Origin of the sequence: Citrobacter sp. RHBSTW-00944 (assembly GCF_013615435.1) — a bacterium.
In the GTDB taxonomy this organism is placed as follows: Bacteria; Pseudomonadota; Gammaproteobacteria; order Enterobacterales; family Enterobacteriaceae; genus Citrobacter; species Citrobacter braakii.
In genome coordinates this window covers 2,541,718-2,555,294 of record NZ_CP055418.1, presented here as the reverse complement: position 1 = coordinate 2,555,294, position 13,577 = coordinate 2,541,718, and the positions used below count along the sequence as shown (strand labels likewise).

The window sequence follows — 13,577 nt, the reverse complement described above, 5'->3', positions numbered from 1 at the left end:
TTTATGTTGGTGAATCTGTGTGACTACAAACAGAGCGTGACGCTCATCGCCAATAGCGGTGTGCAATTTCTGGATTTTGGCCTGACGCCGCAGGAATCTGCGCATCATGGACGCTTTGTGCGCAAAACAGCAAACGGTCCCCTGCTGCGGCTGGATTTCGATCTGACAACCGGACGTTATACCTTACCTGGCAGCACCGGCGGTCAGCCCGAAGTGGTGAAGCCGGAAAGCACCCAGAAGCTGCATTATTCGCTGGACGTGCTCGACGGTGTCTGGCTGCCGCTGCCGTTCCTGCGCTTTAATCCGCCGCGTACGTTCGTTGAAGGCCCGGATAACTGGGCGCGCGTACAGGTGCGAAAGCTGGCGCAACCTGACAGCGCGGGCAACACCCACCGCGTCACCGTGGCGCTGGACAGCCAGCTCACTGAAAATGCCCCTGCGGCGTTAACCCCCAACGAAAATGACCTGCTGAACGGTACGCGATTTGCGCTGGCCTGGCATGACAACGAAATTGCCGATTTCCTCGACCAGACCTGGATTGACGGCTGGTTGCGCGAATCCTTTATGCATCATGTCACACAGCATGAGAACCGCTCAGAACAAGAGATCCAGCAGGCGCTGCGTAACTTTGAATATCAGGCGCACTGGCTGAATGTGCTGACCCTGTTAGGCGAGCAGCTTTCCGTTCCGGAAGTGAAACTGGTCACGCATACCCTTAGCACGCCCGCCATTCCCGTTGATCTTATCCTGGATATCGGTAACACCCATACCTGTGGCGTCCTGATTGAAGATCACGGGGATGCCAATGACGGACTGCGCCAGACAGCCGAATTGCAGGTGCGTTCGTTAAGCGAGCCACAGTTTCTCAACGATCCGTTGTTCACCAGCCGACTGGAGTTTTCCGAAGCGCGTTTTGGTAAGCAGCACTTTTCCGTGGAGAGCGGTCGTGATGATGCCTTTATCTGGCCGTCGATTGTCCGCGTTGGCGATGAAGCCCGAAAGCTGGCGATGCAGCGCATGGGCACTGAAGGCAGCAGTGGGATCTCCAGCCCGCGCCGTTATCTGTGGGACGAAACGCCGGTGTTGCATGACTGGCGCTTTAGCCAGATGAATGGCAAAACCCAGCGCGAACCACTGGCTACCGCCTTCCCGCTAATGAACCTGATGAACGATGACGGGCAACCGCTGTTCAGCCTGCCGCAGGATGATCGTCTGCCGGTATTCTCACCGCAATACAGCCGCAGTACGCTGATGACGCATATGTTGTGCGAAATACTGGCCCAGGCGCTGGGGCAAATTAACAGCGTGGCGACGCGTTTGCGCCTCGGATTCCCGGCATCTCCTCGTCAGTTGCGTACGCTGATCCTGACCCTGCCGTCGGCGATGCCCAAACAGGAGCGTGAGATTTTCCGCCTGCGCATGTTTGAAGCTATTGCGTTGGTCTGGAAAGCAATGGGCTGGCACCCGCAGGATGAAGACTTCACCACCCGTAAACAGCAGGAAAAGAGCGTGGTTCCCGTACCTGAGATCCAGATGGAATGGGATGAGGCCAGCTGCGGGCAACTGGTGTGGCTGTATAACGAAGCTATCTCTCACTACGATGGCCACACCGAATCGTTCTTTAACGCCCTTGCCCGCCCGGACCGTCTGCCGGAGCCTGGTGAGACTAAAGGTCGTGCGCTGCGCGTGGCATCGATCGACATTGGCGGCGGGACAACGGATATGGCCGTCGTCCATTATCAGCTTGATGACGGCGTGGGTACAAACGTCAAAATTACCCCGCACCTGCTGTTCCGTGAAGGCTTTAAGGTTGCGGGCGATGATATGCTGCTGGACGTGATTCAGCGTTGCGTGTTGCCTGCGCTGCAAACCCGCCTGCAACAGGCTGGCGTGACCGACGCCGCCGCATTGCTGGCTACGCTATTTGGCGATTCTGGGCGCATCGACACCCAGGCGATTTTGCGTCAACAAACGGCGTTACAACTCTTTATGCCGCTCGGTCATGCGGTACTTTCAGCCTGGGAACAAAGTGATATTAACGATCCGGTAGCGGGTCTGCATGCCACCTTTGGCGAACTCCTGAGCCAGCAACCAACGCGCAACGTGCTGAATTACATCCAGCAGGCTATCGATCATGCGTTACCTGCGGGATCGCCAGCGTTTGATGTGTTGAGCGTGCCGTTACAGGTGCAGTTCAGGCAGTTACAAGAAGCGTTACTGGCGGGCCAGTTTACCCTGACCTCCCCACTGCACGCGGTCTGTGAGGCCATTTCACACTATCGCTGCGATATTTTATTAGTGACCGGCAGACCCGCCTGTTTACCTGGCGTACAGGCGTTGATCCGCCATCTGCAGCCCGTTCCGGTTAATCGTATGATCTGGATGGATAACTACCGCGTACATGAGTGGTATCCGTTCAGCCAACAAGGGCGGATTGGTAACCCCAAATCCACCGCAGCAGTTGGTGCCATGTTGTGTAGCCTGGCGCTGGATCTACGCTTGCCGCGTTTCAACTTTAAAGCTGCCGATATCGGCCGTACGTTATCTCGGCGTGTTGGATAATACGGTCAATACGCTGCGTGATGAGAACATCTGGTATCACGATATCGATCTGGATAAGCCCGGCGCGAAGCTGGATGCCCGCCTGCACTTCCCATTGCGCGGCAACGTTACGTTAGGTTTCCGTCAACTGGCCAACAGCCGTTGGCCTGCCACACCGCTGTATACGCTCAGCATAAATTCTGCCGAACTGGCAAAAACCATCGCCGGAGATGGCGTGTTGAATGTACGGCTGCAGCTACGCGGTGGTAGCAAAGAAAGCGGCCCGGAATTCTTCGTACTGAGCGATGCGTGGTTACAGGATGGCACTCCCGTTGCCGCCAATGCCTTAACGTTAAAACTGAATACGCTGGCAGACCGACGCCATAGCGGGAGCCATTACTGGATTGATAGCGGGAGCGTGTACCTGAAATGAGTAAGATGTTAAACACCGCGCAGGCCGCCATCGAGTGGGTAACTGATACCCGTCAGCGTGCGGCGCATCTTGATGATGAAGCGGATGCCCTGTTGGCACAGCTCACCCTGGCCGCCGTTAATGAATCTGCGTTGAAGACGACCTTTTCATCGCGAGGATGCGTTGGGCTTTACGGACATTCGCAATCGGCAAAAGCGCACCTGCTCACAGCATTGTGCAGCAACGCCAATGGCAAAGTGAATATCGTTACCCCGGATCGCAGCTTTGATTACTTTTCACATATTAATCCTGGTCATGCGCCAACCAATATGGCGATCCGCTTTACGCGTGATGAAAATCCGCTCGATGGTGAATGGCCGTTGCGCCTGCGGCTACTCAGTGAAGCCGAACTGGTACAGCTATTTATTACCCAGTTCTGTGCGCTTGCGGACAACCGCCAGGTCGAGAAATCGATTATTGAGGCGCGCCTGGAAAAATGGCAAACGTTGCGCCAGCGTCATCCGGTGCCGGGCATTACCGCGCATGATGTCGCGGCAATTGGTCGTTTCTGGCGCGCCTGCGTACCGGCCAGACAACAGCAATTTGACGACGCGCTATGGCATCAGTTTGCCACGCTGCTACCCGCTCTGGATCTGACTACCCGGGCAAACGCCTGGGCGTTACTGTGGGGAGAACAACCAGAGTTGACGCAACAGTGGTTGGCGCTGGCGCATACGCTGCAACAAACCGGGAGCGCGCAAGAACTCGCGGCTCCGCTGAGCCTGCTGGTTGACCATTTTGGTTTACCTGCCGAGAGTTTCCTGACTCAGGTAGCATTGAACGGGAATGAGGCGCAAAGCGATGTGGTGGTTCATCCAATAGAAAATGATCAGTTGCTCAATGCGGTCAGCCTTTCTCAGGCTTCGCTGGCGCTGCTCACGCGCGAGCTGGTCCTGACGGTTGAAGACGCGGTACTGGAGAATGTCGATCTGCTGGATATTCCCCTCGCCCCGGATGTTCATCCCCATCCATTGTGGCAGGCCAAATTAGGCTGGATGCTGGAACATTATCGCCAGCATCTGCAACCGGATGTACTTTTAATCTGTAATGCGGTATCTACCCGCTCCCAGACGCCCGCCATCACCCGCAAGCTGCTGGGCTGGGTTAACGATACTCAGCCCGTACATGACGCCGCATTGCCGGGAGTGGTCTGGGCCATTACTCCGCAGGATGCGCGGTTTAGCACTCAGCAAAATCTTGATGAATCTGTGCAGCAATTAATGGGCAAGCCCGGACTGCACTGGGGCACGCTGCAGGCGCTGGATAAACACAGCTTACAATGCCTCGTCGAATGGCTGACTCAGGCAACCTCGCCCCAGCAACGCCAGGCGAGATTGACCTCCCTGCGTGAGCAGCACCAGCAGCGTGTACGCGAAACCCTGATCGGCTGGATTAACCCCGTTGAAACCGAATCGGGTAGCAATGAGTCGGTGATCCGCCAGCTCCAGGCCCAGGCGGCAAAGCATGGCGAACTCCTGGACGGTTTGCTTCCGCCGATGCGCCTCTTTGAGTCGCTGCTGCGTGTTCAGCAGCCGCGCGAGGAACAGGTGAGCGGATTATTTAATGAAGAGATTGACCTGTTTGCCGAGGTGCGTGACACACCGCACTCGCCGGAAAGCAAAGAGGCCGGGTATCTGGCGCACAAAATGTGGGTTAACCACGTGCGCCAGTGGTGTCGCGATGAAAATAATGCGCGCCGTTTACGTCTCGAGCCGCGTACGCTAAGGCAGGTTGCCGATATCCTCGTCACCACCAGCTATCGGCTGGAGATGCCGCAACGCTTACAGCGCATTATGCAGCGAGAAAACGTCTGCGCCGCGCAGCTTCACGCCGATATTGGGGATTTTATTACCTGGCTTGGATTTGCCAGCGTGGCAGAGGAACAGCGTCCGGCCAGCAGGATCCAAAAAGGATCGGCTATTTTTAGTGCCCCGGCGCAACAGCCGATGTTACGGTTGACGAAACTGGATGAACAACCTTCGCATGGCGCAAGCCGTTACGTTTACGACTGGCTGGTCGCTTTGTATACCCGCGCCAATGAAAACGTGGGATATCAGCATCCGCAGGATGTTTGCGCAGCCGACAAAAAACGATTAGATGCCCTGCTTTCCTCCTGAAACGGCGTTTACGCCGTCATCAGAAGAGAGAAAACATTAACGCGACGGGAAAACTCATCGGCCAGGTCGCCCCGACTAATACCGCGCTGAGAAAACGAATCCGCTTTTTATCGCGGGAAAGAAACCAGGTGATGATTGCCGTGATAGCGGCCATCACCGCATAAAAAACCAACATTTTTTGGTACAGAGACATGTCAGGCATCCGGGCCGAAAGGTAAAATCGCGCGCAATATGCTCTTTTTCATGACCCACATCAAGTTTTATTAATTATTTTAAGAGAAACGCCGGTAAAACAAGCCGTTTTCATTATGTTCAGAATCCGTACTATTGCGGATAGTTATAACCCGTACTATACCCATAAGGGTTAAAACGAAAGGTGGCACAAATGAATGTTTCCAGTAAAACTGTGGTGCTGATAAATATATTTGCTGCTGTAGGACTTTTCAGTCTGATTTCCGCAAGGTTTGGCTGGTTTGCTTGATGTCGTTCTTCTTGATTAATTGCAGCGTCTGCTGGCAGAGAGGCTCTTCTCTCTGCCATTAGTACACGATTTTCCCACTCTCCTGCCACCCGGTAAATTATCCTTAGTATGTAATCCCCCTAATCCTTCTGCGGCATTATATTGCCCGCATAACGGCTCGGTGTTGTGCCGGTATGCTGATGGAAAAAAGCGATAAAAGCACTGTCACTGACAAATTCCAGATATTGCGCCACCTGGCTGATCTGCCCCCCGTCAGCCAGCATCTCCATGGCTTTTAATAGTCTAAATTGCTGCCGCCAGCTCTGATAATTCATCCCGGTATCCCTGGTAAATATTCGACTGATCGTCCTCTCGCATGCCCCAACCCGTTGGGATAATTGATTTAGTCGTGGTGGCAACTCGCCCATACGTACTCCTTCAAGCCACACGTTCAGCCGTGGATCTGAGGGAAACTGCAATGTCCAGTTTTCACTGTGGGCGGCCCGCATTTCCTCACAGAAAACGGTGATAAGACTGGCCTGCTGCGCGGCAGGCATTTCCCATGGCCAGAAAGCCATACGTTCTATTACTTCAAAAAAGAGAGGATTAACGTCGACTATCTGCAGCGGTAACTTAGATAACGGCAATGTAGTTGAAAAATACAACGAACGATAAGCCATCACCCCGCGCATTATGGCGCGATGTACCGTACCAGCCGGGATCCAGACCGCGCGCCGTGGCGGTAGCAGACACAGGGCATGCTCCAGCTCAATCGTAATGCTTCCCGCTGCCGAAAAAAGTAGCTGATGACGAAGATGGCTATGCCGGCCGGAATCGTGTACGCCCATCTCGGAGGCAATCCCGATTACCGGTTTATCAAAGCTATCCGCATCGAAATCATCATCCGGGGCAATTTCCATTATCTGTCCGATATTTGATATTTAAAGTCTTGATAATGGTAATGCGACACTTCCCTTTCAGCAATAATGCCCGCCAGTTTTCTGTCTCTCTGGATATTGCTATGAACACCCTTCGCCGCCCGCCGCTGTGGCTTCTTACTTTGCTCATTATGTTTCCGCAACTGGTGGAAACCATTTATAGCCCGGCATTGCCAGGAATCGCCACGTCTTATCACGTAAGCAGTGAACGCGCGGCGCAAACACTCTCCGTTTATTTTATTGCCTTCGCCATCGGCGTGGCGATGTGGGGTTGGCTGAGCGACTGCATCGGTCGACGTTGGGCGATGCTGGCAGGACTTATCTGCTATGGGTCAGGTTGTGCCCTGGCCGTGGTTGCCACTGACTTCAGCGTTTTGCTGCTGGCGCGGATGATCTCAGCCATCGGCGCGGCTGCCGGGTCAGTGGTGGTACAGACCATGTTACGGGACACATATGAATCAACTGCACTATCCCGCGTCTTTTCCGTGATGGGCGCTGCGCTGGCATTGAGTCCCGTTTTCGGCCTGCTAAGCGGAGGTTGGTTGGTTAGCCTGTATGGTCATACCGGTGTATTTATTGCCCTTGTGCTGCTGGCGCTGCTACTGCTGCTACTGACTGCGACCATGCTGCCAGAAACCCGGCCCGAAAATACGCTCAGACCCAGCCTTGCTGCACTGCTCTCCCGCATGATGCGTGACCGCGAACTGTGGAAAAATACTATGCTGGTTGCGCTGCTGAATACCATGCTGTTTAGCTATTACAGCCTGGCTCCGTTTCTTTTCGGGCAATTGGGATGGAGTTCCAGAGCCTTTGGCTGGACGGGGGGACTACTTGCGTTTGCTTCGCTGTCGGGCAGCCTGCTGAACCGGAGATTATTGACGACAGACCTGACGTCGGAACAGAGGGTACGTTATGCCTGTGCGCTGGCAGCATTGTCAGGCCTCGCCGCGTGGTGGTTACAGCACTCCGCGTGGATTCTGATACCGGTTTTCGGCGCGGTGATTGCTTATGGCATCGCGATCCCCAATGTGCTGAGTCAGGCCCTACGCCACTATCGTGAACAGGCCGGGGCCGCCGGTGCATTATTCGGATTAAGCTATTACCTGTTGCTGGGAATGATGCTGGGGGTTGCAGGCATGGTGCAACAACTGGGGCTGGTTCTGAGCGTCTGTGCGCTACTCGCCTGGATTTGCAGCTTGCGGCGCGGATAATCGGATGACGATCCTGAAAGCACAAAGCCCTGACATTAAGCCGGGGCTTTGTTGTATTAATAGCCTGACCTCGCGGATATTTCCAACTTACCGCCGTCCGATGGCGACGAGGCCAGTGGCGCGAATAATATAGACACACGTTTGCCAGTATTTAGCTATCCGTGCCGCATTTATTGCTCGCGCTTCAGATATTACTCATGCTTGATCATGACATGGCGAACAATCGTGTAATCTTCCAGCCCGTAAACCGACATATCCTTGCCATAACCAGACTGTTTTTGTCCGCCGTGCGGCATCTCGCTGACCAGCGTGAAGTGGGTATTGACCCAGGTGCAACCATACTGCAGGCGAGCGCTAAATCGATGCGCGCGCCCCACATCCCGAGTCCAGACGGAGGATGCCAGGCCGTATTTCGAATCGTTAGCCCACGCCAGTACCTGATCTTCATCCTCAAATACGGTGACGCTGACCACCGGACCGAAAACTTCCCGCTGCACGATAGCATCTTCCTGCTTCGCCCCGGCCAACAGCGTCGGAGCAAAGTAGTAGCCTGCGCCGTCCACTTTTTTACCACCGGTGATGACTTTGATATGCCCCAGTGCTTTGGCTTCATCGACCGCTTTAGTCACGCGATCGAGGTGCGCCTGCGAGCTTACCGGCCCCAGCTCCGTCGATTCGTCATTCGGTGCGCCGATTTTCAGGCTGGCAACCGCGGCACCAAGTTTCTCAACCAACGCGTCATAAATGCCTTTCTGGGCATAGATTCGACAAGCGGCGGTACAGTCTTGCCCGGCGTTGTAATACCCAAAGGTTCGCACGCCGCTCACCACCGCATCCAGATCGGCATCATCAAAAATGATGACCGGAGCTTTGCCGCCCAGCTCCATATGTGTGCGCTTAATCGAAGGCGCGGTGTGCTGGATAATGTGTTCACCGGTCGCAATGGAGCCGGTCAGGGAAACCATCCGGACTTTTTCATGACCGGTCAGCGGGTCACCCACCGTTTTGCCACGGCCAAACAGCACGTTGATAACGCCTGGCGGATAAATATCTTTGGCAAATTCAGCCAGTTTAAGAGCGGTTAGCGGGGTGATTTCTGACGGTTTAATCACCACACAGTTACCCGCCGCCAGCGCCGGTGCCAGTTTCCACGCCGCCATCATCAGCGGGTAGTTCCACGGCGCGATAGAGGCCACCACGCCCAGCGGATCCCGACGAATCATCGACGTATGCCCTTCCAGATACTCTCCGGCCGCCTGCCCTTGCAGGGTACGAGCAGCCCCGGCGAAGAAGCGGAAAACGTCGACGATTGCCGGAATTTCATCGTTAAGGACACAGTGCAGCGGCTTACCACAGTTAAGCGATTCCAGCTCAGCGAAGGTTTGCGCGTTATCGGCGATAGCATCCGCCAGTTTCAGCAGCAGTTCGGAACGGACTTTCGGTGTGGTTTGTCCCCAGGTGGCAAATGCGTTGTCTGCAGCACGTACCGCCGCATCAACCTGCCCGGCTGACGCCTCGGCAATCTCCAGAATGCGTTCTCCAGTGGCAGGGTTATAGACTGGCTGCTTTTCACCTTCACCGTTGACCAGCTCGCCATTAATCAGTAATTGATGTTGCATAGCAATTTCCCATATCGTCGTTTATTTACCGTTTCCGGCGAGAGTGTCGCCTTCACGCGTTAGCCACCAGGCCCCTAAAATTGGCAGTGTTGTCACCAGCATTACCAGCAATGCCACAACGTTGGTGACAGGCACATCTCGTGGTCGACCCAGTTGATTGAGCAGCCACAAAGGAAGTGTTCTTTCATGTCCGGCGGTGAACGTTGTCACGATGATTTCATCAAACGACAAAGCAAACGCCAGCATCCCTCCCGCCAGCAGTGCCGACGCCAGATTTGGCAGCACGACATAACGAAAGGTTTGCCAGCCGTTGGCGCCAAGATCCATAGACGCTTCAACCAGACTCCATGAGGTACGGCGAAAACGCGCCACGACGTTGTTAAATACCACCACCACGCAAAACGTTGCATGGCCGACCACGATGGTGATAAAACCGGGTTCCAGGTTGATAGTTTTAAACGCCGTCAGTAGCGCCAGACCGGTAATAATCCCCGGCAGCGCGATCGGCAACAGCAGCAACAGCGATATTGCGCTTTTACCAAAAAAGTCCCTGCGCCACAGTGCGGCAGCGGCCAGCGTCCCCAGAACAAGAGCAATGGCCGTCGACAACGCAGCGATTTTAAGTGACAACGTCACCGATTCCAGAATATCGCTACGTTGCGCCGCAACGCTAAACCACTTCAGCGTTAACCCCTGCGGTGGAAAACTAAAAGCAGCCTCCTCAGTATTAAAAGCATAGGTGGCGATGATGAGGATGGGAAAGTGCAGGAAAATAACCCCGCCCCATGCCGCCAGTTTGAGTAACCAGGGCGCGCGTTCAGAGTGCATCGAAAGCTCCCAGACGCTTCACGAACGCCAGATACAGTGCGATTAACACAATCGGCACCAGAGTAAATGCCGCCGCCATCGGCATGTTGCCGATCGCCCCTTGTTGCGAATACACCATATTGCCGATGAAATAGCCTGGCGGTCCCACCAGTTGCGGCACGATAAAATCGCCCAAAGTCAGAGAGAAGGTAAAGATCGACCCTGCCGCGATACCGGGTATCGCCAGTGGCAGGACCACATAGCGGAAAGTCTGATGCGGACGAGCGCCCAAATCAGCGGAGGCCTGTAAGAGCGAAGGCGGAAGTCTCTCCAGCGCGGCCTGTACCGGCAGGATCATAAACGGCAGCCAGATGTAGACGAACACCAGAAAACGCCCTAACCCTGAAGTCGACAACGTATTCCCGCCTACCGCAGGCAGCGTCAGGAACGAAAGCAGCAACGGCTCCAGCCCCAGATGGGTTAAAAACCACTGCGCCACCCCGTCTTTAGCCAACAGTAACGTCCATGCGTAGGCTTTAACAATGTAGCTGGCCCACATCGGCAACATCACAGCAATGTAAAAAAAGGCTTTCATTTTGCCACTGGTATATCGCGCCATATACCACGCCATCGGAAACGCCAGAATCGCGCTGGCAATGGTGACCGCCACCGCCATCGTCAGGGTACGCAAAATGATGTCGTAGTTGGCGGGATTAAACAGCGCCTGCAAATTCGCCAGCGTCAGGTCGGGTGTGACCGACATGGTGAAATCATCGAAGGTATAAAAACCTTGCCACAACAGCGTCAGTAATGAGCCGAAGTAGACGATCCCAAACCACATCAGCGGTCCGAGGAGCAGCAAAAACAGCCCCAGACCCGGATTACGCCAGAAGAACCCTGAGATCCGGTTCAGACTTGTCGACTGTGGAGGCGAATGTAAGACATTCATAGCCATTCACCTCTCCTCAACCAGCGGTACCATCACGTCGCGTGACCACGATGCCATCACCTGTTGACCCGGCGACAGCGTTGTCGGCAGCATTTCTCCCGTCAGGTTCGCCTGGCTAACCAGCAATTTTTCACCGCCAACAAGTTTCAGCTCAAAACGTGTCGCCGCGCCCTGGTACTGCACCGCCTGGATAACCCCCCGGGCCTGGACTTCGCCACTGGTATCATTCAAGCGAATGTGTTCCGGACGCAGGGAAAACATACCCTGTAGCCCGCAAACGTTCGCTGACATCGTTTCATCAAAAACATTTGACGTCCCGACGAAACTTGCCACAAACGGTGTGCGCGGACGCATGTACAGTTCACGCGGAGAATCCACCTGTTCGATGCGGCCATTATTAAACACCGCCACACGATCGGACATCGACAGGGCTTCACCCTGATCGTGGGTGACAAAAATGAAGGTGATACCCAGGGATTGCTGTAACTTTTTCAGTTCCAGCTGCATCTGCTCACGCAGCTTAAGATCCAATGCCCCGAGCGGTTCATCCAACAGCAGGACGCGCGGTTCATTGACCAGCGCGCGGGCAATCGCCACGCGTTGCCGCTGACCACCGGAGAGTTGCGATGGTTTGCGTTCATAAACAAAACCGAGCGCAACCTTATCCAGCGCTTCACGTGCTTTTGCGTGACGCTGTTTTTTATCAATACCTTTGACCATCAGCCCGTAGGCGACATTGTCGAGAATCGACATATGCGGGAATAGCGCATAATCCTGAAATACCGTATTGACGTCCCGTTCCCAGGGCGGCAATTCGCTGGCCTGCTTACCAAAAATGGTGATTGCGCCGCCTGACAGTTGCTCAAACCCTGCAATAAGGCGCAGACAAGTGGTCTTGCCGGAGCCGGATGGCCCCAGCATAGAGAAAAACTCACCGTCGTTAATCGCAATACTCACCCCATCAACTGCACGAACATCCCCGTACAGACGCGAGACGTTATGAAACTCCACTGCGTACGTCATAAAACCCCCAGCGGAATTAACGACCGCCCATAATGGCGATGTAATCCTGCGTCCAGCGACTGTAAGGAACGAATTTGCCACCTTCTGCGATCGGCGTTTTCCAGAAGGCAATTTTGTCAAAGTAGCTATAGCCGTTGGTTTCACAGCCCTTTTCACCCAGCAGCAGGCTGGCTTTACAACCTTCAGGCACGACTGGCAGAGAACCAAACCAGGCTGCGACGTCGCCCTGAACTTTCGGGGTTAATGACCAGTTCATCCATTTGTAAGCGCACACCGGGTGTTTGGCTTCGCTGTGCAGCATGGTGGTATCAGCCCATCCGGTAACCCCTTCTTTTGGGAAGACCGTGGCAATAGGCTGGCCTTCTCCTTTCAGGGCGTTCGCCTGATAAGGCCAGGCGCTGGACGCCACCACACCTTCGTTTTTGAAGTCGCTCATTTGCACGGTGGTATCGTGCCAATAGCGATGGATCAGCGCGTGTTGATCGCTCAGGACTTTGATCACCGCCTGATACTGTTGTTCGGTGAGCTGATAGGGATCGGTAATGCCCAGTTGCGGCTGAGTCGCCTTAACGAATAATGCAGCATCGGCAATATAGATCGGGCCATCGTAGGCTTGAACGCGCCCTTTATTGCTTTTTCCGTCCCCAAGTTTTTGCTCAACAAATACCACGTTCCAGCTATCCGGCGGCGTTGGGAAAATTTTGGTGTTGTACATCAGCAGGTTTGGTCCCCACTGGTACGGTGTGCCGTAAACTTTTCCGCCAACGTTAAACCACTCGCCTTTTACCACGCGCGGATCGATGCTTTTCCAGTTAGGGATCAGCGCGGTATTAATCGGCTGAACGCGTTTTCCCATAATCAGACGCAATGAGGCATCACCGGAAGCGGTGACCAGGTCGTAGCCGCCTTTTGCCATCAGGCTGACCATTTCATCAGAAGTGGCCGCTGTTTTAACATTGACCGCGCAGCCGGTCTCTTTTTCAAACTGCGAGACCCAATCATATTGTTTATCGGTCTGTCCACGTTCGATGTAGCCCGGCCAGGCAATAATATCCAGACGGCCTTCCGGTTTATCTAAGGATGTCGGGGGTTCGGCTGCCTGTGCAGTCATCAGCGTCATACTGAGTGCGCACAGGCTACTGAGGGCAAACTGCTTGCTCATAACGTCTTACTCCTGTCTAAAAAATATTGAGCGGCAGCCTTGCCGTAAATATATGTCCTTTCCTAAAAATAGTCGGGGTGTTGTAAGCGTTCCTGCTGGCGCAAGGAAATTTAATCAGGTTGTGAGCTAACGCTCATTACGCTACTGATGCTGATCGGGAGCTTTAATCTTCTGGAGTATAGACAAGGAGTTAGGTGCAACGGTGGCAATAGTAAGAACTATTGATTTTTTGTATGGTAGCACCCGATATAAATAACATCGGGGTTAGGTATTCTCTA

At 54.3% G+C, this 13,577-nt stretch carries 10 protein-coding genes and 1 pseudogene; 4 read left to right on the top strand and 7 right to left on the bottom strand.

Annotated features, from left to right (window positions below):
- Positions 1-3 precede the first annotated feature (3 nt).
- Together HV334_RS12270 and HV334_RS12265 are read left to right on the top strand one after the other, a co-directional pair.
- A pseudogene (locus HV334_RS12270) lies at positions 4-2,974 on the top strand (virulence factor SrfB).
- Positions 2,971-5,130, top strand: coding sequence for a virulence factor SrfC family protein (locus HV334_RS12265; protein ID WP_181221819.1), 2,160 nt, complete (start codon positions 2,971-2,973; stop codon positions 5,128-5,130). The pseudogene HV334_RS12270 and the gene HV334_RS12265 overlap by 4 nt, the downstream one beginning before the upstream one ends.
- A 19-nt stretch (positions 5,131-5,149) precedes the next feature.
- On the opposite strand, the gene HV334_RS12260 is transcribed toward HV334_RS12265, so the two are convergent.
- The gene (locus HV334_RS12260) at positions 5,150-5,323 is read right to left on the bottom strand and encodes a GhoT/OrtT family toxin (protein WP_016153148.1); all 174 of its coding nucleotides are present in this window, start codon (positions 5,321-5,323) and stop codon (positions 5,150-5,152) included.
- 192 nt (positions 5,324-5,515) lie between these two features.
- Between HV334_RS12260 and yncL the strand changes: the two genes are divergently transcribed.
- On the top strand, positions 5,516-5,611 hold the full coding sequence (yncL, locus tag HV334_RS12255; RefSeq protein WP_071524268.1) for a stress response membrane protein YncL: 96 nt from the start codon (positions 5,516-5,518) through the stop codon (positions 5,609-5,611).
- 119 nt (positions 5,612-5,730) lie between these two features.
- Here the strand turns inward: yncL and HV334_RS12250 are convergent, their stop codons facing one another.
- Entirely contained in the window at positions 5,731-6,510 is a 780-nt protein-coding gene (locus HV334_RS12250; protein WP_047417382.1) for a helix-turn-helix transcriptional regulator, read from the bottom strand.
- A 101-nt stretch (positions 6,511-6,611) separates the two neighbouring features.
- Between HV334_RS12250 and HV334_RS12245 the strand changes: the two genes are divergently transcribed.
- Positions 6,612-7,739, top strand: coding sequence for a multidrug effflux MFS transporter (locus HV334_RS12245; protein WP_115190564.1), 1,128 nt, complete (start codon positions 6,612-6,614; stop codon positions 7,737-7,739).
- A 191-nt stretch (positions 7,740-7,930) separates the two neighbouring features.
- Here the strand turns inward: HV334_RS12245 and patD are convergent, their stop codons facing one another.
- Genes patD through ydcS form a run of 5 tightly spaced genes read right to left on the bottom strand, consistent with a single transcriptional unit; the run spans position 7,931 to position 13,299 of the window.
- Positions 7,931-9,358, bottom strand: a complete 1,428-nt coding sequence (patD, locus tag HV334_RS12240; RefSeq protein ID WP_019076825.1) for an aminobutyraldehyde dehydrogenase — start codon at positions 9,356-9,358, stop codon at positions 7,931-7,933.
- 21 nt (positions 9,359-9,379) lie between these two features.
- The gene (locus tag HV334_RS12235; RefSeq protein WP_181221817.1) at positions 9,380-10,186 is read right to left on the bottom strand and encodes an ABC transporter permease; all 807 of its coding nucleotides are present in this window, start codon (positions 10,184-10,186) and stop codon (positions 9,380-9,382) included.
- Positions 10,176-11,120, bottom strand: coding sequence for an ABC transporter permease (locus tag HV334_RS12230; RefSeq protein ID WP_016153152.1), 945 nt, complete (start codon positions 11,118-11,120; stop codon positions 10,176-10,178). The genes HV334_RS12235 and HV334_RS12230 overlap by 11 nt, the downstream gene beginning before the upstream one ends.
- Positions 11,121-12,137: an ABC transporter ATP-binding protein gene (locus HV334_RS12225; protein ID WP_016156582.1), complete on the bottom strand. Its 1,017-nt coding sequence runs from the start codon at positions 12,135-12,137 to the stop codon at positions 11,121-11,123.
- Positions 12,138-12,153: 16 nt separating this feature from the next.
- On the bottom strand, positions 12,154-13,299 hold the full coding sequence (gene ydcS / locus HV334_RS12220; protein ID WP_181221815.1) for a putative ABC transporter substrate-binding protein YdcS: 1,146 nt from the start codon (positions 13,297-13,299) through the stop codon (positions 12,154-12,156).
- Positions 13,300-13,577 lie beyond the last annotated feature (278 nt).

Coding starts and splice junctions, on each gene's coding strand:
- HV334_RS12265 (WP_181221819.1), top strand. CDS start 2,971: ATGAGTAAGATGTTAAACACCGCGCAGGCCGCCATCGAGTGGGTAACT.
- HV334_RS12260 (WP_016153148.1), bottom strand. CDS start 5,323: ATGTCTCTGTACCAAAAAATGTTGGTTTTTTATGCGGTGATGGCCGCT.
- yncL (WP_071524268.1), top strand. CDS start 5,516: ATGAATGTTTCCAGTAAAACTGTGGTGCTGATAAATATATTTGCTGCT.
- HV334_RS12250 (WP_047417382.1), bottom strand. CDS start 6,510: ATGGAAATTGCCCCGGATGATGATTTCGATGCGGATAGCTTTGATAAA.
- HV334_RS12245 (WP_115190564.1), top strand. CDS start 6,612: ATGAACACCCTTCGCCGCCCGCCGCTGTGGCTTCTTACTTTGCTCATT.
- patD (WP_019076825.1), bottom strand. CDS start 9,358: ATGCAACATCAATTACTGATTAATGGCGAGCTGGTCAACGGTGAAGGT.
- HV334_RS12235 (WP_181221817.1), bottom strand. CDS start 10,186: ATGCACTCTGAACGCGCGCCCTGGTTACTCAAACTGGCGGCATGGGGC.
- HV334_RS12230 (WP_016153152.1), bottom strand. CDS start 11,120: ATGGCTATGAATGTCTTACATTCGCCTCCACAGTCGACAAGTCTGAAC.
- HV334_RS12225 (WP_016156582.1), bottom strand. CDS start 12,137: ATGACGTACGCAGTGGAGTTTCATAACGTCTCGCGTCTGTACGGGGAT.
- ydcS (WP_181221815.1), bottom strand. CDS start 13,299: ATGAGCAAGCAGTTTGCCCTCAGTAGCCTGTGCGCACTCAGTATGACG.